Source organism: Nocardioides sp. SLBN-35 (assembly GCF_006715725.1).
In the GTDB taxonomy this organism is placed as follows: Bacteria; Actinomycetota; Actinomycetes; order Propionibacteriales; family Nocardioidaceae; genus Nocardioides.
In genome coordinates this window covers 3,591,226-3,615,477 of sequence record NZ_VFNU01000001.1, presented here as the reverse complement: position 1 = coordinate 3,615,477, position 24,252 = coordinate 3,591,226, and the positions used below count along the sequence as shown (strand labels likewise).

Genomic DNA, 24,252 nt, shown 5'->3' with positions numbered 1-24,252 from the left:
TTGCCGACGAAACAGCCGCAGCGCGGTGACCGGTTCGACTCCGGTCTGGGCCGCTGGTGTCAGGCACTATCCTCGGTCAGCGCGGCGGTCGGCAGCCAGTCGGCGCCGAGCAGCTCGGCGAGGCCGGCGAGGCCGGTGGTGTCGCTGCCGACGGTGTCGGAGGCGGCGGCGATCCGCTCGACCATCACCTTGCCGACCTGTTCCTCGACCGTGCCCTCGGCGTACGCGATGTGCCAGGGCGAGACCTGGTGGTCGCGGTGGGTGCGGCCGGTGACCTGCCGTCCGGCGATCCCCGAGAAGCGGGCCTGGTGGAAGACGCCGACCCGTGGCTCGGTGCTCGCCTGGCGGCCGTCGGCGAGCGTCTCGCCGGCGTGCAGGCTGATCGAGGCGACGGTGGTGAACACGCAGACCTTCGCCTCGCCGGTCTGGAAGCGGAGCCGCTCCGCCTCGGCGTCGAACCGGTCGCGGCCGTAGATCGTGGCGACCTCGATCCCGGAGTCACGCAGCCGGTCGACGATCGGGTCGGCGGCGGTGGCGACGAACTCGACCGAGCACGCGACCTGTCGCTCGGCCCGCACCTGCTGGGCGATCCAGTCGACCGTCGACTCGACCCGGATCAGCCCGGCCTTCTGCCGGAACCGCAGCAGGGCCGCCCGCCCCTTCGCGACATTGCGGCCGCGGCGGGCGATGTCCATCTCGCGACAGAACTCGCCCCATTCCGCTTCGTACGCCGACCGCTCGGCCGGCGTGAGCGCCACCGGCATGCCCGAGATCGGCACCGGTCCCCACGGCGCCGCGCGGTGCAGCATCGCGGGCGGTCGCTCGTCGGCGAGCCAGCCGCGCACCAGCTTGAGGTCCGCGGCGCGCCGCGCGGGATCGGTGGTCCACGCCGCGCCGTACCGACCGGGTTCGACCGCGACGCCGTGCCGCTCCAGCGCCCCGGCGAAGGTGGCGCCGGGCTGGGTGGCGCTCGTCCAGTCCTTCATCGACTCGCCGAGGACCTGCGCGTAGCCGGGCGCGAGGTACGGCAGCTCGAGCGGCGTGTGCCCGGGCGTCGCGGTCGTCGCGATGACGAACGGCGCCTTGTCGTGGGGCTTGGCGTGCCCGGAGATGCGGGTCCAGTGCTTCCAGCGCTTGGTGGTCGTTCGGCGCAGCGCGTGGGCCTCGTCCGCGATGATCACGTCCCACGTGTGGTCCTTGACCTTCTCCAGCCGGTCCCAGGTGATGACGACCCACTCGAGACCGCCGTCGCCGAGCGCCGTGATCGTGCGGCACCAGTGCCCGATCGTGATCGCGGCGGGCCGGTCCGCCACGACGAGCACCCGTCGCGCACCGCGCAGGTCGCCGACCGCCACCGCCCCGAGGACCGCCGAGATCGTCTTGCCCACGCCGGGCTCGTCGGCCAGCAGGAACAGCCGCCCGCCCGCGTCCGCCCTGGCCGCGATCGCGTCCGCTGCCTCGAACTGGATCCTGCGCGGCTCGAGCGCGTCGCTCGGCTCCGGGCCGGGCGTCGGATCGTCGGGGTTGAGGGTGTTCTCGATGAACCGGCCGAGGGTGTGGGGGCCGGGCGCGTAGGGCCGCAGGTCCGCGGGGAGCGCCCGTCCGACGTACAGGTGCGTCTTGACCGCCGGGTGCCAGGTCGCGCCGTCGACCGACGTCCCGTACGGCACGTCGAGCACCCACAGCCGCTCACCCGGCCCGGCGAACGGCAGCGGTCGCGTCGATGCGGTACGACGCCGCGCGCGGGGTCGGCGGGAACTGGCCACTCCCGGACGCTACCGGGACGGGCCGCTCCTCCCGGCGTCCGGCACGCCGTCGTACTCGGGCAGCTCGGGGCCGCCGACCGCGCGCTCGATCAGCGCGGTGAAGTGCTCCATGTCCGGCTCGGGACTCGGCTCGGGACCCGGCTCGGGGTCCGGCGTCGCGGTGAGCATCTGCACGTGCATCCGGCCGATCTCCTGGTTGGCCTCCACGTAGTCGCGCATCCGCTCCCGGTAGCCGGCGAACCCGGCCTCCGGGTCCCAGCCCGCGGCCGCGAGCTCGCCCGCGAGCAGGTACGCCCCGACCAGCGCGAGCCCGGTGCCCGCGCCCGACATCGGCGAGGCGCTGAACGCGGCGTCGCCGAGGAGGCCCACCCGCCCGTCGTGCCAGTCCTCCATCACGACCTGGGCGACCTGGTCGAGGTAGAAGTCCGGGCTGTCGTCCAGGTGCGCGAGGATGCGTGCCGTCTCCCAGCCGAAGCCGGCCATCTGCTCGCGCAGCAGCCGCTTCTGGGCCTCGACGTCGCGGTGGTCGATCTCGAAGTCGGCGGCGGGGAAGGACAGCATGGCGATCGCCTTGGTGGCGTCGGGGACCGGTCGCAGCCCGGCCCAGCGGCCGGCGTCCTGGTAGTCGTACATCCAGCCGTCGAGCCCGAACTCGTTGGGCACGGTGAAGAACGCCAGCACCAGGCCGAGGTGGCGCAGGTACCTCTCCCGCGGCCCGAACACCATGCCGCGCAGTGCCGAGTGCAGTCCGTCGGCGCCGATCACGAGGTCGAAGCGCCGCTCCTCTCCGCTGGCGAAGGTGACGTCGACGCCGTCCGCGTCCTGGGCGAGCTCGGCGATCCGGTCCCCGAAGACGTACTCGACCTGCTGGCTCGTGTCGTCGTACAGGACCTGGGCGAGGTCACCGCGCAGGATCTCGATCTCGGAGACGTAGCCGTCGCCGTCGTTGTCCTCGGCGCGGTGGGTCTCCAGCACGCTGCCCTCGGCGTCCACCGAGTACGCGCCGGCGGTGTTCGTGCACGCGGCCCGTACCGCCGCGTCGAGCCCCATCCGGCGGATGACCTCCTTGGCCACGCCACGCGCGTCCACGGCCTGACCGCCGGGACGCAGAGCCGGCGCCTGCTCCACCACCGTCACCTCGGCGCCGCGGCGGCACAGCCAGTGGGCGAGCGCGGGTCCCGCGATGCTCGCTCCGGTCACCAACACCTTGATGTCACCCATCGTGCTCTCTTTCGCCTCGTCGACCGATGCTGGTGTGACCCGGCCGTCGTCCCGAACTCATCGGTCCCGCTACCCTCACGGCGTGGATGTCGCAACGCGCATCGAAGAAGGTCGCGGAGGCTTCGTCCTCTTCGCGATCACGCCGCCGCGGCAGTCGACGCCGGCCGAGCGGCTCCCGGAGATCGCGCGCGCCACCGTGGAGCGCCTGGAGCACCTCGACCTCGACGGGCTGGTCCTGTACGACATCGACGACGAGAGCTCCCGCAACCCTGCTGAGCGCCCGTTCCCCTTCAGCCCCACGGTCGACCCGGCCGAGTACCGCTCGGCGTACCTCTCCTCGTGGCGGACACCCGTCATCGTCTACCGCGCGGTCGGCAAGTACCAGCGCGAGGACCTGCGCGGCTGGCTCGCCGAGCAGGACCACCGCCGGACCCTGACGGTGATGGTCGGTGCCTCGTCCAGCGGTACGACGGCGCCCGTCACCCTCACGGATGCGCAGGCCCTGCGGGCCGAGGCGAACCCCCGGCTGCTCCTCGGCGGGGTGGCGATCCCCGAGCGGCACAGCCGTCGCGAGGACGAGCACCTGCGGCTGATCGCCAAGCAGGAGGCGGGCTGCCGGTTCTTCGTCACGCAGGTGGTCTACGACCTCAACGCCACCAAGAACCTGGTCTCGGACTACCGCTACGCGTGTGAGGAACGAGGGCTGGCCCCTGTCCCCATCGTGTTCACCTTCTCGGTCTGCGGGTCGATGAAGACCCTCGAGTTCCTCCGCTGGCTCGGCGTCGACGTACCGAGGTGGATCGAGAACGACCTGCGGCACTCGACGAACCCGCTGACCGCGTCGTTCGAGCAGGCCGCCGCCACCGCTACCGAGCTCGCCGACTTCTGCCGCCGTCTCGACGTACCGTTCGGGCTCAATGTCGAGAGTGTCTCGATCCGGCGGGAGGAGATCGAGGCGTCGGTCGAGCTGGCGGCGAGGTTGAGCGCGCAGCTGCGTTCCTGCTGATCGAGGGAGGGGGACGGGCCGGCCTGTAAGCCGGGTTCTGTGATCGGCGACCATCCATCTAGGGCTGCCGTTGCCGACAGCCTCGAGCGACCTACCCGCACACTCGGACGAGCCGCCCTCGAACGTGTGCTGTCTGGTCTTGCTCCGGGTGGGGTTTGCCTAGCTGCGTCGGTCACCCGGCGCACTGGTGGGCTCTTGCCCCACCGTTTCACCCTTGCCGCGCCCACGAGGAGCGAGGCGGTCTGTTCTCTGTGGCACTTTCCCGCGGGTCACCCCGGGTGGGTGTTACCCACCACCCTGCTCTGTGGAGCCCGGACTTTCCTCGGGATCCGACGCCTCACGGCGATGGATCACGCGGTCGCCCGGCCAGCCCGTCCGCCGCACACTCTAGGGAACAACCGGACCCGGCGGACAGTTGAGGGGCACATGAACGAGATGCCCGAGATGATCAAGGTGCTGCCGCCGATCGTGTTCCCGGGTACGACGGCACGTCACGAGGCGGCGTACCGGACCGCCCATGACTTCCTCTCCCGGCGCGCGCCGCGCGAGGCGCTGCAGGTGCTGGAGCCCGCCCTCGAGCTGGAGCCCGAGAACCGGGGTCTGCGCTCGCTGCGGGCCTGGGCCTACCTGATGCGCGCCCAGCTGCAGAAGGCGACCGACGAGCTGACCGGCCTGGTGGCCGACGACCCGGCCGACGCGTGGAGTCGCCACGCGCTGGGGCGGGCCCTGGAGCGCCAGTCGAAGTACGACGACGCGCTGCCGCACCTGCGGCTGGCCGCGGCGATGACCGGCGACCCCGAGCACGAGTACGACGTGCTGCGGGTCGAGCGTCTGGCGGGTCGTCTGCAGTAGGTTCGGACCATGTCCGCGGACAACGAATACTGGTTCTGCCTGACCCACCACCAGGTCGAGGGCGTCGAGGGCTGTCCCAACAAGGACCGACTCGGTCCCTATCCCACGCAGGCCGAGGCCTCCCGGGCGTTGGAGAAGGCTGCCGAGCGCACCGAGGCCTGGGACCACGATCCGGCCTGGAACGACGACGCCGACGAGGCCGAGGACCAGTAGCCCCTTGGTCTTCGCCCGCCGCCGCCGGATCCGTCCGGTGGCGATCGACCCTGCCACCGGACGGCGGATCTCGCCGTGGCCGTTCGTCGGCCTGGTTCTGCTGGTCTCGTCGTTCTTCCTGTACGCCGCCTCGGGGCTGCTCGCGCCGGCGTGGGCGGTCGTCGTGCTCCTGCTGACCTGGCTGGTGATGTTCGTGCTGTGCTTCGTGTGGTGGACGCCGCACCCGCGCTGGACGGTGTGGCTCGGGGTGTTCTCGTTCGTGTGGTGGTGGGTCGCCGTCACCGCCGGGGGGATCTTCCTGGACTGGACGGCCTGAGGGCGGCCAGGTTCAGCCCCGCTTGGCGCGGAACGCCCCCGGCCCGTTGCGCAGGCCCAGCCACAGAGCGGCCTCGGCCCACGAGCGGCCCGGGTCGGGCTCCTTGCCGGCGCCGAGCCGGTGCAGCTGGTCGGTGTGCCAGGACAGGTCGAGGGCGCCGTCGAGCTGCTTGAGGTTCGCGACCTTGCCGAGCACGGGACGCAGCCCGGCCTTCACGTTCGAGCTCGGCAGGGTGGCGAGTCCGTCCTCGAGGATCGCGCGCGGCGCCTCCGGCAGCAGGCAGGTCGGGCGGCCGAGGCCGACGATGTCGCAGTCGCCGGACTCGACGGCGGCCTCCATGGCGGCGGCGGAGCGGAAGCCGCCCGTCACGGCGATGGGTACGTCGCCCGCGAGGTCCCGCACCGAGGCGGCGTACTCCAGGAAGTAGGCCTCCCGGGCGGCCGTGGAGGCGGCCATCGTGCCCATCATCGCGGGCGCCTCGTAGGAGCCGCCGCTGATCTCGATCAGGTCGATCCCGTCGGCGACGAGCGCGCGGACCACCTCGCGGGACTCCTCCTCGGTGAACCCACCGCGCTGGAAGTCCGCGGAGTTGAGCTTGATGCCCACGCCGAAGCCCCGGGACGTCGTCGCCCGGATCGCCTTCAGGACCTCGAGCACGAACCGCCGGCGCCGCTCGGGGTCGCCGCCCCACGCGTCGTCGCGCTGGTTGGTGCGCGGGGAGAGGAACTGGGTGACGAGGTAGCCGTGCGCGCCGTGGATCTGCACGCCCGCGAAGCCGGCCTGCTCGGCGACGGCGGCCGCGGTGGCGTACCGGTCGACGATCTCGCGGATCTCCGCGTCCTCGAGTGCACGCGGCTTCGAGGCGCCCGGCACCTTGGCCTGGATCGCGCTCGGTGCGACCGGGCGGTGGCGGCCGACGAGGGCGTTGGCCTGGCGGCCCGGGTGGTTGACCTGCATCCACAGCGGCGTGCCGCCGTCCTGGAAGCCGGAGGCCCAGGCGCGCAGCCGGTCGAGGTGGCGGTCATCCTCGATGACGACGTTGCCGGGCTCACCGAGGTGGCGCCGGTCGACCATCACGTTGCCGGTCACCACCAGGCCGTAGCTGCCGCGGGCCCAGCGGCTGTAGAGCCGCTCCAGCTTCTGCGACGGACCGCCGTCGCGCTCGCCGAGCGACTCGCTCAGCGCCGACTTCATGAACCGGTTGGCGAGCTTGTGGCCGTTGGGCAGGGCGATGGGGGAGCCGAGGTGCGGGGTCATGCGGAGACCTTCTTCGAGGAGGCGGGGGCAGCGAGGGAGGCGGTGAGGCGGCGAGAGACGGCCGCGAACGGGCGCTGGTAGGACGCCCCGAGGGCCCGCACCAGCAGGTCGACCGCGACCGCGTCGGCCCCGATCAGCACCTTCGGCCGGCCGCGCCGTACGCCGCGCAGGATGGTGCGCGCGGCGGCCTCGGGCGTCGTGCGCGTCAGCCTCTCGTTGAAGACCCGCGCGATGCCGGCGGTGTCGGCGGCGTTGCTCGCGGTGGCGTTGTTGACGATGTTGGTCTTGATCCCGCCGGGGTGGACGCAGGTGACGCCGACCGGCTGCCGGGCGATGAGCAGCTCCTGGCGCAGCGCCTCGGTGAACCCGCGCACCGCGAACTTGGCCGCGTTGTAGGAGCTCTGCGTCGGCACGCCGAACAGGCCGAAGATGCTCGACACGTTGACGACGTGCCCGTCGCCGGAGGCGGCGAGGTGGGGGAGGAACGCCTTGGTGCCGTGCACGACGCCCCAGAAGTCGACGTCGACGACCCGCTCGATGTCCTCGTAGGGGCTCTCCTCGACGGTGCCGAAGATGGTGATGCCGGCGTTGTTGACGACCAGGTTGACCGCGCCGAAGTGGGCGGCGACCGCGTCGGCCCACGCGTGCACGGCGACCCGGTCGCGGACGTCGAGCACCGTGCTGTGCGGCTCGGCACCCTGCTCCTTCAGCAGCAGCGCCGTCTCGGCGAGGCCGTCGGCGTCCCAGTCGCTGATCGCGACCCGGGCGCCCTCGGCGACGAGCTGGAGGGCGAGCGCCCGGCCGATGCCGGACCCCGCGCCGGTGATCGCGGCGACCTTGTCGTGGAAGTCCTTCATGGACGGGAACCTAGTTCCCAGTCAGGTGACTTGACAAGTCATCCGACTTGCAAATGTCGGGAGACCTGCGCCACGATCGCGCCATGGCAGCGGCGACGGCAGCGGGACGACGGCAGGCCGAGCGCCGCGCCGCGACCACCGAGCGCCTGCTCGACGCGACCATCGAGTGCCTCGCCGAGGACGGGTACGTCGCCACGACCACCCGCCGCGTCGCCGAGCGGGCCGGCGTCAGCCAGGGCGCCCAACAGCACTACTTCCCGACCAAGGCCGCCCTCGTCGACGCCGCGATGGTCCGCCTCGTCGACCAGCTCCTCGCCGACGCGGCCACCCGTGGCCTCGACGTCGGCACCGAGCGGGAGCGGGCCGGCGCGCTGCTCGACCTGATCTGGGAGATCCACAACCTCCCGGTCACCCCGGCGGTCCTCGAGCTGTTCAACGTCGCGCGCACCGAGCCGGCGATGGCGGCACGGGTCGCCGAGATCGTGTGCAGCGGCATGAGCGAGATCCAGGGGATCGCGGCGGCCGTGCTGCCGTCGTACGCCGGGCGCGCGGGGTTCGCCGAGCTCGTCCAGATCGCCATGGCCACGGTGCGCGGCACGGTGCTGGTCGCCAACATCCCCGGCGCGGTCGGCGCCTACCCGGACTGGCCGGTCCTGCGTGCCCACCTCCTCGCGAGCCTGGAGCGGCTAGGGTCCTCGGCATGACCTCCGTGCGGCACTAGGGCACAGCTGCGGCCGGACGCCTCGCGCCGGCCGCGTCCTCAGCGTGCCCTCGTCCCTTCTGTTCCGGAGGTTCTCCATGCCCGGCGTCACCGACGCCGGGAGCACCCGCCTGCTTCTCGCCGGCCCCTCGGTCGCGCGCACCTTCGCGTGCGCGCTGCTCGGTCGCCTGGCGTACGGCGTGCTCCCGCTCTGCTTCCTGTTCACCGTCCGCGACGCGACCGGCTCGTTCGCCGTCGCGGCCACCTGCTCGGCGAGCCTCGGGCTCGCCACCTTCGTCATGCCCGTCCAGGCCCGGCTGCTCGACCGGCTCGGCCAGCACCGGGTGCTGCCCCTCGCTGCCTCGTGCTGGTCGGTCCTGCTCGTCGTCGCCGTCGTCCTCGCCCACGGCGACCACCGGGCCCCGGTCTGGCTCGGGGTCTCGCTCCTGATCGGCGTCAGCGGACCGTTGCTCGGGCCGTCGATGCGTGCGCAGTGGCGCGAGATCGCCTCGGAGGGTCCGCAACGGCGCCGCGCGTACGCCCTCGACTCGGTCGGCGAGGAGTCGCTGTACCTGGTCGGGCCGATCGTCGCCGGTGGCGTCCTGGCGGTCGGTCCCGCGTGGGTCGGGCTGCTCGTCGCGGCGGGGCTGGTCTGGTGCGGCACGCTCGCACTGGTCGCCTCGCCCCATCGGCCCGCGGCCCAGGCGACCACGGCGGCGCCACGCCGACGCCACCACGGGAGGACGGGCCTGGCCGGCCTGGTCCTCGCGCTGCTCCTGTTCGGCGCCGGCAGCGCGGCCACGTTCGTCGGCATCGCCGCCCTGGCCGACCGCGTCGGCCGCCCCGGGCTCGCCGGTCCCGTCGAGGCGGCCCTCGCCGTCGGCGCCGTGGCCGGAGGGCTTCTCTGGGCCCGGCACGGCCGCAGCCACCCGGCCGGCCGCGTGCTCGCCGTGCTCGTCACCGGCCTCGCCCTCGCCCAGCTCGCCGTCGCGCTCGCCGGCGGCCTGCTCGTCGCTGCCGTCGTGCTCGCGATCGGCGGCCTCGCCACCTCGCCGGTGTTCGTGGTCGCCTACGCCGCGATCGACGAGCGAGTCCCGGCCGGGCGTCGTACCGAGATGTCGACCTGGGTCAACGTCGGAGTCAACGCCGGCGGTGCGCTCGGCACGGCGGGCGCCGGACTGCTCGCCGGTGGGGGAGCGGCACTGCCGTTCGCGCTCGCCGCCGGGCTCTCGGCAGGCGCTGCCGGGGTCGCGCTGGCGTGGGGCAGGATGTCCCCATGGCCATCCACATCACCGACGACGCCGCCGCCGACGAGCTCCTGAGCTCCAACCCGTTCGCGCTGCTCGTGGGGATGATGCTCGACCAGCAGTACCCGATGGAGCACGCCTTCCTGGGGCCACAGAAGGTCGTCGGCCGGTTCGGCAGCTTCGACCCGGCGGCGATCGCGGCTGCCGACCCCGAGGAGTTCGCGGCGCTGTGCTCGACCACGCCGGCCATCCACCGGTTCCCGGGGTCGATGGCGGCACGGCTGCAGGAGCTGGCCCGCATCGTCGTGGAGCAGTACGACGGCGACGCGTCGCGGTTGTGGACCGAGGCCACCGACGGCAAGGACCTGCTCAAGCGGATCCAGGCGCTGCCCGGGTTCGGGGCGCAGAAGGCCAAGATCTTCACCGCGCTGGTGGCCAAGCAGCTCGACGTACGCCCGACGGGGTGGGAGAAGGCGGCGGGCGACTACGCGCTCGACGGCTTCCGCTCGGTCGCCGACGTGGTGGACCCGGTGTCCCTGCAGAAGGTGCGCGACTACAAGAAGGCGGCCAAGGCTGCCGCCAAGCCCCCCGCCAAGACCGCCGCCAAGGCCTGAGCTTCCTGAATGCCTGCTGAGCCGGCGCTGAACGGGCCCTGAACGCCCCGATGCGCAAGGGGCTGGGAGTGCCGTGGCAGAATGGCTGAAGCGGTCTTGACACCTCCGGTCTTTGCCGCGCCCTAGAACCGTCAGCATCGAGAGGTGTTCGTGTCCTCGAACCATCGTTCGGTCCCGCCCGCCCTGCTCAGCCACCCGTCGATCGCCGCGCTCATCGAGCGCGCCGAGCCGGTCGGCCGGGTCGCCGCGGAGGACCTCCGCCAGGCATTCGCCGCCGCTGAGGTCGCCCCGGCCCAGCTCAAGGGCCTGATGGCCCACCTGTCGGGTCTCGGCATCTCCGTCGAGCTCGGCGCGCCCGTCGAGCAGCGTGCCGTCGCCGCGGCCGCGCGCAAGACGGCGTCGGCGACCGCGACCACCGCCAAGAAGGCGGCCCCGGCGCCGGCCAAGAAGGCCGCGCCCGCCCCGGCCGCGAAGGCCCCGGCGAAGAAGGCGGCGCCCGCCACGTCGGGCGACGGCGCCCCGGGTGGCGCCGGCGAGGCCGCTCCGGTCGTCGGCCCCGACGGCAAGAAGGTTCTCCCGGACATCCCCGACGACCAGTTCGAGAAGGACGTCGCCGCGGACCCGACGATCAAGGAGGATGAGAAGAACGCGTCCTTCATCGTCTCCTCCGCCGACGAGACCGACGAGCCGGCCCAGCAGGTCATGGTCGCCGGCGCGACCGCCGACCCGGTCAAGGACTACCTCAAGCAGATCGGCAAGGTGCCGCTCCTCAACGCCGAGATGGAGGTCGAGCTCGCCAAGCGGATCGAGGCCGGCCTGTTCTCGGAGGAGAAGCTCGGCAAGGGCGGCAAGCTCTCCCCGAAGGTGCACGAGGAGCTCGAGTGGATCGCGGAGGACGGTCGCCGCGCCAAGAACCACCTGCTCGAGGCCAACCTGCGACTCGTCGTCTCCCTCGCCAAGCGCTACACCGGCCGCGGCATGCTGTTCCTGGACCTGATCCAGGAGGGCAACCTCGGCCTGATCCGCGCGGTCGAGAAGTTCGACTACACCAAGGGCTACAAGTTCTCGACGTACGCCACCTGGTGGATCCGGCAGGCGATCACCCGCGCCATGGCCGACCAGGCCCGCACCATCCGCATCCCGGTGCACATGGTCGAGGTCATCAACAAGCTCGCCCGCGTCCAGCGCCAGATGCTGCAGGACCTGGGCCGCGAGCCCACCCCGGAGGAGCTCGCCAAGGAGCTCGACATGACCCCGGAGAAGGTCGTCGAGGTCCAGAAGTACGGCCGTGAGCCGATCTCGCTGCACACCCCGCTCGGCGAGGACGGCGACTCCGAGTTCGGTGACCTGATCGAGGACTCCGAGGCGATCGTCCCGGCCGACGCCGTGTCGTTCACGCTGCTCCAGGAGCAGCTGCACGCCGTCCTCGACACGCTCTCCGAGCGCGAGGCGGGCGTCGTCTCGATGCGCTTCGGCCTCACCGACGGCCAGCCGAAGACCCTCGACGAGATCGGCAAGGTCTACGGCGTGACCCGCGAGCGGATCCGCCAGATCGAGTCGAAGACGATGTCGAAGCTGCGGCACCCGTCGCGCTCGCAGGTGCTGCGCGACTACCTCGACTGATCAGGTACGACGCAGATCGGCCCCGCCCGGATCACCCGGCGGGGCCGATCGCCTTTTCGAGCAGGCCACGAAAAAAGGACGAGGCCCCGAGCTGGTGCTCGGGGCCTCGGCCGGGATCCGGGTCAGTCGGCGACGGGCGCCGGCTTGTCGGTCAGCCTGTGGGTCTCGTCGTGGAAGGCGACGGCGATGTCCTTGAGTGCATCTCCGTGCTCGCGGGCGTGGTGGGCGCAGAAGAGAAGCTCTCCGCCCGCCGTGAGCTCTACGCGGAGGTAGGCCTGGGCTCCACAACGGTCGCAGCGGTCCTCCGCGGTCAGCGGGGCGCTGGGAGCAACAGCAGTCGTCATCTCGGGCCTCTCTCTCATGCGATCACCACCCTCATCGGGTGTCGTCCGGATCAACGTAGCGACTGGAACAAAGATTCCCGTCCCCGTGTGAACCATTCCACTTTCGCGTTCCCTTTCATCCAAGCACCTGATGGGGGAAGCTTCTGGGATTTTCCACTGCCCGAAACAAGCTTGTGACCATCCGATCGGCCATGGCTCCGTAGCCCGTCGGCGTGTCGCCGGTAGATTCATCTCCTTGGAAGTACCCGTGATCCACCGTGAGGAGCCGGTCATCGCCGACAACACCTACAACGCAGCCCACCTCCTGGTCCTCGAGGGCCTCGAAGCCGTGCGGAAGCGTCCCGGGATGTACATCGGCTCCACCGACACCCGGGGGCTGATGCACTGCCTGTGGGAGATCATCGACAACGGCGTCGACGAGGCGCTGGGCGGCTTCGCCCGCACCGTGGACGTCACGCTGCACCCCGACGGCTCGGTCGAGGTCTACGACGACGGCCGCGGCATCCCGACCGACAAGGAGCCCAAGACCGGCCTGACCGGCGTCGAGGTCGTCGCGACCAAGCTGCACGCCGGCGGCAAGTTCGGTGGCGGCTCGTACGTCGCGACCGGTGGCCTGCACGGCGTCGGCCTCTCGGTCGTCAACGCGCTGTCGAGCCGGATGGACATCGACGTCGACCGCTCGCCGGCCAGCCAGGGCATCAGCTTCCAGCGCGGCGTCCCCGGCGTCTTCGACGGCGAGGGGCCCGGCGCGGCCTTCACTCCCCGGTCCGGCCTGTCCCGCAAGGGCGGCCGGGTCGCGAAGGGGAGGTCCGGCACCCGGATCCGGTTCTGGCCGGATCGCCAGATCTTCACCAAGGACGCCGACTTCGTGCTCGACGGGCTGGTCGGGCGCGCCCGGCAGACCTCGTTCATCGTCCCCGGTCTCGAGCTGGTCATCAAGGACCAGCGCGCCGCCGACAAGGCCGAGTGGACCGAGGAGCGGTTCCGCCACGACGGCGGCATCGGCGAGTTCTGCGACTACCTCGCCACCGGCGACCCGGTCACCGAGGTGCTCCGGCTGCAGGGCAGCGACGTGTTCACCGAGACCGTCCCGCTGCTCGACGACAAGGGTCACATGACCCCGCAGGACGTCGAGCGCGAGCTCACCGTCGACGTCGCGGTGCGCTGGGGGAGCGGCTACGACACCGAGCTGCGCTCCTTCGTCAACGTGATCGCCACCCCCAAGGGCGGCACCCACGTCTCCGGCTTCGAGAACGCCCTCACCAAGACGTTCAACGAGTCGATGCGCGCGGCGAAGGCGCTCAAGGTCAACGACGACGACGTGATCAAGGACGACATCCTCGAGGGGATGACGGCCGTCGTCACGGTCCGGCTCGCCGAGCCGCAGTTCGAGGGCCAGACCAAGGAGATCCTCGGTACGCCGGCCGCGCGGACCGTCGTACGCAAGGTCGTGGCGAAGGAGCTCAAGGAGTTCCTGACGTCGACCAAGCGGGCCGAGAAGGCGCAGGCCAAGCTCCTCATGGAGAAGGTCGTCGCGGCGTCCAAGACCCGCATCGCGGCGCGCCAGCACAAGGAGACACAGCGCCGCAAGAACGCGCTGGAGTCCTCGACGCTGCCGGCCAAGCTCGCCGACTGCCGCTCGGGCGACAACGAGCGCACCGAGCTGTTCATCGTCGAGGGCGACTCCGCGCTCGGCACCGCGAAGCTCGCCCGCAACGCAGAGTTCCAGGCGCTGCTCCCGATCCGCGGCAAGATCCTCAACGTCCAGAAGGCGTCCGTGGGCGACATGCTCAAGAACGCCGAGTGCGCCTCGATCATCCAGGTCGTCGGCGCCGGCTCCGGGCGCACCTTCGAGCTCGACGCCCGCCGCTACGGCCGGATCATCTTCATGGCCGACGCCGACTCCGACGGCGCCCACATCCGCACCCTGCTCGCGACCCTCTTCTTCAAGTACATGCCCGACCTGGTCAAGGCCGGCCGCGTCTTCTCCGCCGTCCCGCCGCTGCACCGCATCGAGATCTCCAACCCCAAGAAGGGCCAGGAGAAGTACGTCTACACGTACTCCGACGACGAGCTGCAGCGCAAGCTGGCTGAGCTCAAGAAGAAGAACGTGAAGTGGAAGGACCCGGTCCAGCGCTACAAGGGCCTCGGCGAGATGGACGCCGACCAGCTGGCCGAGACCACGATGGACCCGCGTCGCCGCACCCTGCGCCGGTTGACGGTCGACGAGCTCGAGGTGGCCTCCGAGGTGTTCGAGCTGCTCATGGGCAGCGACGTCGCGCCGCGCAAGGAGTTCATCATCCAGGGCGCCTACGAGGTCGACATGGAGACCCTCGACGCGTGAACCTCGACGACCCGGTCGGTGCGTCCCTGCGGGGTGCGCACGCCGCGTTCGCTGTCGGGATCGGCCGGGTGCTGCGGTACGACGCCGGCGTCGCCTCGTTCGCTGCGGTGCCGGTCGACCCGACGCCGGCAGACTGGGCGGACCTGGCTGCGCTGCTCGGGCCGGGCGGGTTCGCGGACCTGTTCAGCTCGCCGGCGACGCCGCCTGCCGACTGGGAGCCGGTGTTCACGCTGCCGGGCCTGCAGCTGGTGGCGGGCTCGCTCGTGGGTGTTGCGGACGCGGGGGTCGAGGTCGTGGAGCTCGGGGCGGGCGACGTACCGGACATGTTGGCGCTGGTCGACCGGTCCCGGCCCGGGCCGTTCTGGCCGCGCACCCATGAGATGGGCACCTACCTCGGGGTCCGTGACGGCGGCGGGCTGGTCGCGATGGCGGGCGAGCGGCTGCGGCCGCCGGGGTGGAGCGAGATCAGTGCCGTGACGACCGCGCCGCAGGCGCGCGGCCGCGGCCTGGCGGGACTGCTGGTGACCGAGCTGGCGCGCCGGATCCGCGCGCGCGGCGAGGAGGCGTTCCTCCACGTCGCGGCCGACAACCTCCCGGCGATCCGGCTCTACGACGCCCTCGGCTTCGAGGTCCGGCGCGAGGTGACCTTCCGCGGGTTCCGGGTGCCGCCGGGTGTGCCAGCATGAGGTCATGAGCGCCGCCGACCGCACCGCCGTCGTCAAGCTGCTCAAGGCTCGCGGCGCCAAGGCCCGGCGGGGTCACCTGCGGATCCCGGTCGGCGACCTGTTCTGGTACGTCGACGTGCTGGCCGACGGCGTCGGCCCCACCGCGCCGCTGCGGCTCGAGGTCGGCTGCTGGACCGGCGCGCTACCGCCCGAGCCCGACGGCGGCGCCGTCGACTGCCCGCTGTTGATGGACGTCCCGCTCGGCAGCGACCCGGTCGGCGCGACGACCGCCTTGCTCGACAGGATCACCGCGCTCGGTGACCTCCCCGCCCTCGGCGGCAGCCTGGGCGACCTGCCCGGCGCGCTGGTGGACCAGCGGCTGCGCGACCTGCTCTGAGCCGGCGGCTCAGACCTCCTGGGTCAGCAGCCCCGTGTCGACGTCGTAGATGAACCCGCCGACCTTGACCGAGTCGGGGATGAGGGGGTGGGCCCGGACCCGCTGGACGTCGGTGACCAGCGCCGCCGCCTGGCCGTCGGTGACCGGCAGCGTCAGCCAGGACGTGTCCTGGCCGGTCGATGCGTCGAGTCGCTCGCGCAGCGCGGCCTCGCTGTTGCTGGCCACGGCGCAGCGGGTGTGGGGGATGATCATGATCCGGTCGACGTTGAGCATGTGGACCGAGATGACCAACGCGTCCAGGGTCAGGTCGTCGACCCGGCCGCCGGGGTTGCGGATCATCTTCGCGTCGCCCGGCTTCAGGCCGGTCAGGCCCAGGGGATCGATCCGGGAGTCCATGCAGGTCACCAGGCCGATGCCGGCGCGCGCGATACCGTCGAAGCCGCCGTCCTTGAAGTCGGCGGCGTACTCCTGATTGGCCTTCAGCAGATCATCGAAATCGCCCATGACGGCAGGTTAGCCGCCGGCGCGCAGCACCTCGGCGGTGTCCACGTCGCGGGTGTGTGCTCTCGACAACACCGCGAGCGCGAGCACGGCCGCGGCGAACGCCGCCGCGGAGGCGCCCCGGAAGACCGCCTGCTCCTGCAGGATGCCGAGCTCGCTGATGCCGAGGCTCGGGTCGTCGGCGCGGGCGGCGTACAGGCGGCGCAGGCCGATCGTGGTCAGGGCGGAGATGCCGACCAGCATGCCGACCATCCGGGCGACGACGACCAGCGCGCTGGCGAGGCCGTGGGTGTCGTCGTCGGTGCTGGCCAGGATGGCGGCGTTGACGGGGGCGAGGGCCAGGCCGAAGCCGAGACCGCCGACGACCAGCGGGACGCTGGCGGCGAACCCGTCGAGGCTGTGCGCGTCCCACTGGCCCATCACCAGGAAGGAGCCGCTGGCGGCGAGCATGCCGACCGCGGTGAGCAACCCGGCGTTGGTACGCCGCAGCAGCCAGCCGCCGAGGACGGCACCGACCGGGAGTGCGGCCAGGAAGCGCAGCAGGACCAGCGCCGCACCGAGCTGGGAGTCCTTCTCGGTGGTGGTGCGGGCGAACAGCGGGATGTCGACGAGGGCGGCGATCAGGGCCCAGCCCACCAGGAAGCTGACCACGAGGGCACCCCATGCGGGGACCGGCCGCAGTGCGCCGCGGGGCACGATCGGGGCGGCGGCCCGGCGCAGGTGCAGCACCAGCAGCACGGCCGCCACCGCCGAGCCCAGGAGGAACCACGGGCCCTGCGGGGAGAAGACCGCCACCTCCGGGTCGGCGGTCGCGAACGCGAGCACGATGCCGCCCAGGAGCACCGCGAGCAGGCCTGCACCCAGCAGGTCGGCGGCGAGCAGGTGGCCGAGCCAGCCGCGCAGGTCGACCAGGGCCCGCGGCCGGAACCAGCACCAGGCGACGAGGAGCACGAAGGCGACGACCGCCGCGAGGCCGACCGGGGTGACCCAGCGGCTGCCGCCGTCGAGGTAGGGGATGAACAGCCGGCCCCAGGTCAGGTCGCGCTGCAGGCCGCCGGGCTCGACGAAGGTGAGGAAGCCGGCGACCAGGGTCGCCACGAGCAGCAGGATGCCGATCGTGCGGTCGAGGACGTTGCGGTGGTCTCGTGACGGTCGCTGCACGACCTCCTCGACCTCCGGGCGAGCGGCGACCAGGCCGACCGCGACGACGAGCAGCGCCCCGACGGCGAGGTTGATCGCGAAGATCCCACGCCAGGTGGTGAAGGAGAGCACGAAGGCGCCGAACAGCGGTCCGAGGACGCTGCCGAACTCCTGGACCGCGGAGACGATGCCGAGGGGGAGCCCGCGTCGCTCGACCGGGTAGAGGGCCGCGACCAGCGACATGGTCGCCGGCACCAGCCCGCCGCCGCCGACGCCCTGCAGGAACCGGCCGGCGACCATACTGGGCAGGTCGTAGGAGATCGCGGTCGCCAGGGAGCCGATCGAGAACACCACGAGCGACATCGCCAGGACCGGGACCTGACCGCGCAGGTCGGCGATCCGGCCCACCAGCGGCAGGATCGCGACGTACCCCAGCAGGAAGCCCGAGACGATCGGCGCCGCGCGCTGGAGCTCCTCGACCGGGATGCCGGCGCCGGCCATCATGTCCGGCAGCGCGAGCACGACGACATAGGTGTCCACCGCCGCGAACGCCACGGCGACCGCGCAGAAGGCCAGCAGCAGCCGGTTCGCCGCGCTCATCGGTGGTGGCTCACTTCGGAGCCGAGATGTCCTTCGTGACGCCGTACTTCGTGACGTCGATGGTGTAGGTCAGCGGCTCGGAGTCCTTGAAGAAGACACCGGTGAGCCGGGCGGTGCGCAGGTAGCCCTTGTCGTCGAGACGGTAGGTCGCCTTGAAGTCGTCGCCCTCGGCGCACGGCAGGATCTTGCGGATCGAGTCGCCCGTGGCCGTGCCGGCGTAGGTGTGGAAGATCTCCTTGTTGTCCTTGCCGCCGCGCTCGGACTTGCCGGCCTTCACGTCCGTGCTGCTGGTGAGCACGCTCGACACGCCGGTCGACGGGTCGAGCAGCTGTGCCGGGTCGGGGGCGCACAGGTCGGCCGCCTGGTACTTGTCGGTCCAGCCGATGATCGGTGCGTCGATCCACAGCGTGCCGTCGACGGACACGACGTTGATGGAGCTCGCCTCGAACCCGCTGACCCGGCCCGCGACGGAGCCCTCGAAGGCGGCCGGGTCGGCGACGATGGTGCCGCTCGCGGCCGAGAGGTAGTCGGTGCCGGGATCGTCGCCGGTCGACAGCGAGACCTCGATTCCGCTGGTCTCGTCGAGCAGCTTCTTGGCCTTGGCGCCGGCGTCGGACCACGACGCGGCCTTCGAGCCGCCGTCGTCACCCGAGCAGGCGGTCAGGCCGCTGACGGCGACGAGAGCGGTGAGCAGGCCGGCGGCCACGCGGGTCGGGGTCGTCATGCGCTCACCCTGACACACCCAGGGTGACGGCGAGCGGACCGGCGGCCGCGGCGAGCGCCTGGCTGCTCGGCACGCCGGACCCGTCGCGGCGGCCGGTGGCCTCCGGCAGGTCGACCGGCGCACCGCTGCCGGCGGCGGCCCGAGCGGGCGCGGGCCCGGCCCACGCGAAGACCAGGGTGTCCTCGCCCTTGAGGAAGCGGTGGCAGCGCACCCCGCCGGTGGCCCGGCCCTTGGCGGGGTACTCCCAGAAGTCGGTCACCTTGACCGACCCGGGCTCGGTGCCGGGCAGGGCGGTCGAGGAGCCGGACGAGGTCACCAGGACCACGCCGCCGGGGGAGTTCAGGTCCAGCACGCCGAACCAGACCACCCGCTCGCGCTCGGCGACCCGGACCCCGGCCATGCCGCCGCCGGACCGGCCCTGGGGACGCACCGAGTCGGCCGGGTAGTGGAGCAGCTGGGCGTCGGAGGTGACGAAGCACAGCTCCTCCTGGCCGGTGCGCAGCTCGACCGCGCCGACGACCTCGTCGCCGTCCTTGAGACCGATGACGTCCCACTCGTCCTTGCTGAGCACCTCGGGGTTGACCCGCTTGACGACACCCTGCTTCGTGCCGAGCGCGAGGCCCGGGCCGTCGGTGGCGAGCGTGGTCAGGGCGAGCGCCCGCTCGCCGGCGGCCAGCTCGAGGACCTCGGTCAGCGGCAGGCCGCCCTGGAGGTTGGGCTCGTTGGCCGAGGGCGGGATCGCCGGGAGGTCGAGGACGGCCAGCCGGATCAGTCGCCCGGCGGAGGTGACCACGCCGATGTCGGCACGGGCCGTCGTGCGGACGGCGGAGACGACCACGTCGTGGTTGGCCCGGCTGCCACCGGTGCCGATCTCGTCGGCGTTGCTGGTGCGGGCCAGCAGGCCGGTCGAGGACAGCAGCGCGAAGCACGGGTCGTCGGCGACCTCGAGCGGTGCGGCCGCGGCGGCGACGGCGGTGGTGCCGGCCGACTCGAGCAGGACGGTACGACGCGGGGTGCCGAACGTCTTGGCGACCTCGGCCAGCTCGGTGGAGACGAGCTTCTTGAGCAGGCCCTCGTCGGCGAGGATCGCGTCGAGCTCCTCGATCTCGCGGCGCAGCTCCTCCTGCTCCTTCTCGAGCTCGAGGCGGGAGAACTTGGTGAGCCGGCGCAGCTGCATCTCGAGGATGTACTCGGCCTGGACCTCGGAGAGCTCGAACACGCTCATCAGCCGCTCCTTGGCGGCCGCCGAGTTGTCGCTGGTGCGGATGACCTGGATGACCTCGTCGATGTCGATCAGGGCCAGCAGCAGGCCGTCGACCAGGTGGAGGCGGGCGGCCTTCTTGTTGCGGCGGAACTGCGAGCGGCGGCGGACGACGTCGTAGCGGTGCTCGAGGAAGACCTCGAGCATCTCCTTGAGGCCCATGGTGCGGGGCTGGCCGTCGACGAGGGCGACGTTGTTGATGCCGAAGGAGTCCTCGAGCGGGGTCAGCTTGTAGAGCTGCTCGAGCAGCGCCTCGGGCACGAAGCCGTTCTTGACCTCGATGACCAGGCGCAGGCCGTTCTCGCGGTCGGTGAGGTCCTTGATGTCGGCGATGCCCTGCAGCTTCTTGGACTGCACGAGCACCTTGATCCGCTCGACGACCTTCTCGGTCCCGACGCCGTAGGGCAGCTCGGTGACCACGATGCCCTTGCGCCGCCCGATCGTCTCGACCCGGGCCGTGGCGCGCATCTTGAACACGCCGCGGCCCGACTCGTAGGCGTCACGGATGCCGTCGAGGCCCACGATCTTGCCGCCGGTCGGCAGGTCGGGGCCCGGGATGAACCTCATCAGGCCGTCGATGTCGGTCTTCGGGTGCTGGATCAGGTGGCGCAGCGCCTGGACCACCTCGACCAGGTTGTGGGGCGCCATGTTGGTCGCCATGCCGACCGCGATGCCCGTCGTACCGTTGACGACCAGGCTGGGGATCGCCGAGGGGAGCACCGTCGGCTCGTACTCGCGGCTGTCGTAGTTGGGCTTGAAGTCGACCGTGTCCTCGTCGATCGACTCCGTCATCGCCAGCGCCGCCGGCGCCATCCGGCACTCGGTGTAGCGCATCGCGGCCGGCGGGTCGTCGGGCGAGCCGAAGTTGCCGTGGCCGTCGATGTAGGGCAGCCGCAGCGACCACGACTGGGCGGTGCGGACCAGGGCGTCGTAGATCGCGCCGTCGCCGTGGGGGTGGAGCCGACCCATGACCTCACCGACGACACGGGCGGACTTCACGTGCCCCCGGTCGGGCCGCAGGTTCATGTCGTTCATCGTGTAGAGGATCCGGCGCTGCACCGGCTTGAGACCGTCGCGCGCGTCGGGCAGGGCCCGCGAGTAGATGACGGAGTAGGCGTACTCCAGGAACGACGACTGCATCTCGTCGCGGATGTCGGTGTCGAGGATGTGCTCCTCGAAGTCCTCCGGGAGGGGTTCTGCCTTCGTGCGCCGTGCCATGGGGGGCATTCTTCCGGGTGCCCCCGACAAGCCGACCGGGGGCTCGCGGGGACCCGATAGATTTCTCCCTGTGAGCCCCGGCGACCCGACCCCCACCGACGAGATCGAGGCGCCTCCGGCGCACTGGGAGGGTGACGTCCTGCTCCGCGACGGGCGTACGGCGCACATCCGGCCGATCCGTCCCGAGGACGACGAGCTGCTCGTCGAGTTCTACGCACGGGTCTCCGACGAGTCCAAGTACTACCGCTTCTTCTCCCCGATGCCGGTGCTCTCCGAGCGCGACGTACGCCGGTTCACCCACGTCGACCACCGCGACCGCGTGGCGCTGGTGCTGATCCTGCAGGAGCGGATGATCGCCGTCGGCCGCTACGACGTCGTGGAGGACCGCGAGGCCGAGGTCGCCTTCCTCGTCGAGGACGAGCACCAGGGCCGCGGCATCGCGCAGCTGCTGCTCGAGCACCTCGCCCAGGCCGGTCGCGAGCGCGGGGTCGACCGGTTCACCGCCGAGGTCCTTCCGGACAACTCCCGGATGATCCAGACCTTCCGCGACGCCGGCTACAAGGTGGTCAGCGGCTACCACGACGGCGTGATCACCCTCGAGTTCCCGATCGACCCGACCGACACCGCGATCGGGGTGATGCGCGACCGCGAGCACGCGGCGGAGGCCGAGTCGATCCACCGCTTCTTCCACCCGCGATCGGTCGCGATCATCGGCGCCAGCCGCCGGCAGGACACCATCGGCCAGGTGCTGGTGCGCAACCTGGTCAACGGCGGCTTCGCCGGCCGGGTCCACGTCGTCAACCCGAGCGCGCCGGCCGTGTCGGGATTCCCGGCCTACAAGAACGTCAACCAGGTCCCCGACGACGTCGACGTCGCCATCGTCGCCGTCCCGGCCGACGCGGTCACCGACGTGGTGCTCGACTGTGCCAACAAGGGCGTGCACGGCCTGATCGTCATCTCCTCGGGCTTCGCCGAGACCGGCGAGGAGGGCCGCAAGCGGCAGCGGCACCTCGCCGGGCTGTGCCGCTCCTACGGGCTGCGGCTGATCGGCCCCAACTGCCTGGGCGTGATCAACACCGAACCGGCGGTGCAGGTCAACGCGTCGCTGTCGTCGGTCATGCCGGCCCGCGGCCGTGCCGGCTTCTTCTGCCAGTCCGGTGCGCTCGGCTCGGCCATCCTCGAGAAGGTCAAGAACCGTGGTCTCGGCATCTCGACCTTCGTCAGCGCGGGAAACCGCGCCGACGTGTCCGGCAACGACCTCCTGCAGTACTGGGAGGAGGACGACGCCACCGAGGTCGTCATGATGTACCTCGAGTCCATCGGTAACCCGCGCAAGTTCTCCCGCATCGCGCGCCGGGTCTCGGCCCGCAAGCCGATCGTCGCGGTCCGGTCCGGGCGCACGACGCAGGGCGTGCCGATGGGCCACACGGTCCGCCGGATCGGGGCCCCGCAGGCCGCGGTCGACGCGATGTTCCGCCAGGCCGGCGTGATCCAGGTCGACACCCTCGACGACATGTTCGACGTCGCCCAGCTGCTGGCCCACCAGCCGCTGCCGCGCGGACGCCGGGTCGCGATCGTCGGCAACTCCGACGCGCTCGGCCTGCTCGCCGCCGACGCCGCGTCCGCGGTGGGCCTGGTCGTCAACCGCTCGGTCGCGCTCGGTGCCGACGCCACGGCCGAGGACTTCGAGGACGCCCTCGACGACGCGATCGACGACCCCGACGTCGACTCGGTGATCGCCGTCTACATCCCGCCGCTCGACGTGTCCGGCGAGGAGGTCGCCAACGTGCTCGCGGCCGTGGGGGAGCAGTCCGACAAGCCCCTCGTCTCGTCCTTCCTCGGGGCCGAGGGCATCCCCGAGCTGCTGCGGGTCCCCGATGTCGCCGGGTCCTCGGCGGGACGCGGCTCGGTGCCGTCGTACCCGGCCGTGGAGGCAGCGGTCCGGGCCCTGGCCCGGGTCGTGGAGTACGCCGTGTGGCTGCACGCCCCCGACGGGCCGGCGGCCGACGCCGGCGAGGTCGACGCCCGCAGCGCCCGGCGGCTGGTCGACCGGGTCCTCGCCGACCCCGAGGTGGTCGCCGCCGACCGCGAGGTCGAGCTCGACCAGGACCAGGTCCGTGCCCTGCTGCACGCCTACGGCATCGAGCTGTGGCCCTCGGAGCCCGTCGCCGACGTCGACGCGGCCGTCGCCGCGGGCGAGCGGCTGGGCTGGGACGTCGTGCTCAAGTCGACGCTGTCGTCGGTGCGGGAGCGGCCCGACCAGATCCACGTGTGGCGCAACATCCCCGACGCGCACGAGATGACGGAGGCCTGGGACTACCTGTCCGGCCTCATCGACCCCGCCGTGGGGCGGTTCGTCGTGCAGCGCAACGCGCCGACCGGCGTACCCATCTCCGTGCGGTCCTTCGAGGACCCGCTGTTCGGGCCGGTCGTGTCGTTCGGCATCTCCGGTCCGGTCATCGACCTGCTGGGTGACTGGTCCTACCGGATCCCGCCGCTGAGCGCGCACGAGGTCTCCGGCATGGTGCGCGAGGTGAAGAGCTCGCCGCTGCTGTTCGGCTACCGCGGCGCCGATCCCGTCCAGGTGTCGGCGATCGAGGACCTGATCACCCGCGTCGCCGCGCTCCAGGGCGACCTGCCGCAGGTCAGCGCCCTCGAGCTCTCGCTGGTGCTCGCCGGCGTCGACTCCGCGGCGGTGCTCACCGCGTCCGCGCGGGTCGCCGCGGTGAAGGACCCGCGCCCCGACTCGCTCGTGCGCCGGATGCCCGACCTCGTCACCACGATCCCCGAGTGAGCGTGCGAGGATTCGCGCATGACTGACCGGGACCGGAGCGCCGAGCTGAGCGCTGCGATCAATCGCACCGGCTACTACCCGGAGGTCGTCGCCGACGCGGTCGCCGACGCGGTCGCGGGCGAGGCCGTGGTGTCCTACTACGTCCACCACGAGCCGACCTTCGAGCGCGACGAGGTACGCCGGCACCAGACCGTGATCGTGCTGACCCCGTCGCGGCTGATCCTGGCCCACACCGACGAGCACGCGGGCGACGACCTGCTGCCCGAGCCCTACACGTCCACCTCGACCGAGGCGGTCAGCCTGCGCTCGGTGGACTCCGTGGTCGTGACCCGGATGACGACCAACCCGACGGCCGGCCCGCGCCCGCCCGCCGAGGCGGTGCTCACCATCGGCTGGGGCGCGGTCAACCGGCTCGACCTCGAGCCGGCCGGCTGCAACGACCCGCAGTGCGAGGCCGACCACGGCTACACCGGATCCCTGTCCTCCGACGACTTCTCCCTGCGCGTCTCGGCCGCTGCCGACGGCACCGACGCTGTGGGCGGGCTGCTCTCCTTCGCCGCGTCGCTGTCGGCGCTGACGAGGGGCTGACCGG

General features: G+C 71.9%; 22 protein-coding genes and 1 other RNA gene. 13 read left to right on the top strand and 10 right to left on the bottom strand.

What is annotated here, in order from left to right; translation table 11 throughout:
* Positions 1–59: 59 nt before the first annotated feature.
* Together FBY23_RS17455 and FBY23_RS17450 are read right to left on the bottom strand one after the other, a co-directional pair.
* The gene (locus FBY23_RS17455) at positions 60–1,766 is read right to left on the bottom strand and encodes a helicase (RefSeq protein ID WP_260806067.1); all 1,707 of its coding nucleotides are present in this window, start codon (positions 1,764–1,766) and stop codon (positions 60–62) included.
* A 9-nt stretch (positions 1,767–1,775) separates the two neighbouring features.
* Complete coding sequence (locus FBY23_RS17450; protein ID WP_174245226.1) at positions 1,776–2,987, bottom strand: FAD-dependent monooxygenase; 1,212 nt, start codon at positions 2,985–2,987, stop codon at positions 1,776–1,778.
* Positions 2,988–3,069: 82 nt separating this feature from the next.
* On the opposite strand from FBY23_RS17450, the gene FBY23_RS17445 reads away from it, so the two are divergent.
* On the top strand, positions 3,070–3,993 hold the full coding sequence (locus tag FBY23_RS17445; RefSeq protein WP_141799305.1) for a methylenetetrahydrofolate reductase: 924 nt from the start codon (positions 3,070–3,072) through the stop codon (positions 3,991–3,993).
* A 10-nt stretch (positions 3,994–4,003) separates the two neighbouring features.
* Here FBY23_RS17445 and rnpB read toward each other — a convergent pair.
* An RNA gene (gene rnpB / locus FBY23_RS17440) (RNase P RNA component class A) lies at positions 4,004–4,367 on the bottom strand.
* Positions 4,368–4,419: 52 nt separating this feature from the next.
* On the opposite strand from rnpB, the gene FBY23_RS17435 reads away from it, so the two are divergent.
* Genes FBY23_RS17435 through FBY23_RS17425 form a run of 3 tightly spaced genes read left to right on the top strand, consistent with a single transcriptional unit; the run spans position 4,420 to position 5,374 of the window.
* A complete protein-coding gene (locus tag FBY23_RS17435; RefSeq protein ID WP_141799304.1) occupies positions 4,420–4,845 on the top strand; it encodes a M48 family metallopeptidase in 426 nt (141 codons plus the stop codon).
* A 9-nt stretch (positions 4,846–4,854) separates the two neighbouring features.
* Positions 4,855–5,058, top strand: a complete 204-nt coding sequence (locus tag FBY23_RS17430; protein ID WP_141799303.1) for a hypothetical protein — start codon at positions 4,855–4,857, stop codon at positions 5,056–5,058.
* A gap of 37 nt (positions 5,059–5,095) precedes the next feature.
* Positions 5,096–5,374, top strand: a complete 279-nt coding sequence (locus tag FBY23_RS17425; protein WP_141799302.1) for a hypothetical protein — start codon at positions 5,096–5,098, stop codon at positions 5,372–5,374.
* Between the two features lie 12 nt (positions 5,375–5,386).
* Here FBY23_RS17425 and FBY23_RS17420 read toward each other — a convergent pair whose 3' ends face one another.
* Positions 5,387–6,631 (bottom strand): NADH:flavin oxidoreductase/NADH oxidase family protein, encoded by a 1,245-nt coding sequence (locus FBY23_RS17420; protein ID WP_141799301.1) that lies wholly within the window; start codon positions 6,629–6,631, stop codon positions 5,387–5,389.
* A complete protein-coding gene (locus FBY23_RS17415) occupies positions 6,628–7,488 on the bottom strand; it encodes an SDR family oxidoreductase (RefSeq protein ID WP_141799300.1) in 861 nt (286 codons plus the stop codon). The genes FBY23_RS17420 and FBY23_RS17415 overlap by 4 nt, the downstream gene beginning before the upstream one ends.
* Before the next feature lie 83 nt (positions 7,489–7,571).
* Here FBY23_RS17415 and FBY23_RS17410 point away from each other — a divergent pair, with 83 nt between their 5' ends.
* The 4 genes from FBY23_RS17410 to FBY23_RS17395 all read left to right on the top strand — a co-directional run bounded on the left by FBY23_RS17410 (position 7,572) and on the right by FBY23_RS17395 (position 11,672).
* On the top strand, positions 7,572–8,192 hold the full coding sequence (locus FBY23_RS17410; protein WP_160158278.1) for a TetR/AcrR family transcriptional regulator: 621 nt from the start codon (positions 7,572–7,574) through the stop codon (positions 8,190–8,192).
* 94 nt (positions 8,193–8,286) lie between these two features.
* Entirely contained in the window at positions 8,287–9,510 is a 1,224-nt protein-coding gene (locus FBY23_RS17405; protein WP_141799298.1) for an MFS transporter, read from the top strand.
* On the top strand, positions 9,465–10,049 hold the full coding sequence (locus tag FBY23_RS17400) for an HhH-GPD-type base excision DNA repair protein (protein ID WP_141799297.1): 585 nt from the start codon (positions 9,465–9,467) through the stop codon (positions 10,047–10,049). Before FBY23_RS17405 ends, FBY23_RS17400 begins: the two co-directional genes overlap by 46 nt.
* A 144-nt stretch (positions 10,050–10,193) precedes the next feature.
* Positions 10,194–11,672: an RNA polymerase sigma factor gene (locus tag FBY23_RS17395; protein ID WP_141799296.1), complete on the top strand. Its 1,479-nt coding sequence runs from the start codon at positions 10,194–10,196 to the stop codon at positions 11,670–11,672.
* A gap of 122 nt (positions 11,673–11,794) precedes the next feature.
* Here the strand turns inward: FBY23_RS17395 and FBY23_RS17390 are convergent, their stop codons facing one another.
* Positions 11,795–12,016, bottom strand: a complete 222-nt coding sequence (locus FBY23_RS17390; RefSeq protein ID WP_141799295.1) for a hypothetical protein — start codon at positions 12,014–12,016, stop codon at positions 11,795–11,797.
* 346 nt (positions 12,017–12,362) lie between these two features.
* Here FBY23_RS17390 and FBY23_RS17385 point away from each other — a divergent pair, with 346 nt between their 5' ends.
* From FBY23_RS17385 to FBY23_RS17375, 3 genes are read left to right on the top strand one after another with little or no spacing between them, the layout of a single operon-like run.
* A complete protein-coding gene (locus FBY23_RS17385) occupies positions 12,363–14,360 on the top strand; it encodes a type IIA DNA topoisomerase subunit B (RefSeq protein ID WP_260806589.1) in 1,998 nt (665 codons plus the stop codon).
* Positions 14,357–15,046: a GNAT family N-acetyltransferase gene (locus FBY23_RS17380; protein ID WP_141799293.1), complete on the top strand. Its 690-nt coding sequence runs from the start codon at positions 14,357–14,359 to the stop codon at positions 15,044–15,046. Before FBY23_RS17385 ends, FBY23_RS17380 begins: the two co-directional genes overlap by 4 nt.
* A gap of 4 nt (positions 15,047–15,050) precedes the next feature.
* Positions 15,051–15,422, top strand: coding sequence for a hypothetical protein (locus FBY23_RS17375; protein ID WP_141799292.1), 372 nt, complete (start codon positions 15,051–15,053; stop codon positions 15,420–15,422).
* A gap of 9 nt (positions 15,423–15,431) precedes the next feature.
* On the opposite strand, the gene FBY23_RS17370 is transcribed toward FBY23_RS17375, so the two are convergent.
* Genes FBY23_RS17370 through FBY23_RS17355 form a run of 4 tightly spaced genes read right to left on the bottom strand, consistent with a single transcriptional unit; the run spans position 15,432 to position 20,866 of the window.
* Positions 15,432–15,926: a carbonic anhydrase gene (locus tag FBY23_RS17370; protein WP_141799291.1), complete on the bottom strand. Its 495-nt coding sequence runs from the start codon at positions 15,924–15,926 to the stop codon at positions 15,432–15,434.
* Positions 15,927–15,935: 9 nt separating this feature from the next.
* Positions 15,936–17,663: an MFS transporter gene (locus FBY23_RS17365; protein ID WP_141799290.1), complete on the bottom strand. Its 1,728-nt coding sequence runs from the start codon at positions 17,661–17,663 to the stop codon at positions 15,936–15,938.
* A 10-nt stretch (positions 17,664–17,673) separates the two neighbouring features.
* Complete coding sequence (locus FBY23_RS17360; protein WP_141799289.1) at positions 17,674–18,387, bottom strand: LppX_LprAFG lipoprotein; 714 nt, start codon at positions 18,385–18,387, stop codon at positions 17,674–17,676.
* Positions 18,388–18,391: 4 nt separating this feature from the next.
* Positions 18,392–20,866, bottom strand: a complete 2,475-nt coding sequence (locus FBY23_RS17355) for a DNA topoisomerase (ATP-hydrolyzing) subunit A (protein WP_141799288.1) — start codon at positions 20,864–20,866, stop codon at positions 18,392–18,394.
* Between the two features lie 70 nt (positions 20,867–20,936).
* On the opposite strand from FBY23_RS17355, the gene FBY23_RS17350 reads away from it, so the two are divergent.
* Positions 20,937–23,660 (top strand): GNAT family N-acetyltransferase, encoded by a 2,724-nt coding sequence (locus FBY23_RS17350; protein ID WP_260806066.1) that lies wholly within the window; start codon positions 20,937–20,939, stop codon positions 23,658–23,660.
* Between the two features lie 18 nt (positions 23,661–23,678).
* Entirely contained in the window at positions 23,679–24,248 is a 570-nt protein-coding gene (locus FBY23_RS17345; protein ID WP_141799286.1) for a DUF5998 family protein, read from the top strand.
* The last annotated feature ends 4 nt before the right edge of the window (positions 24,249–24,252 follow it).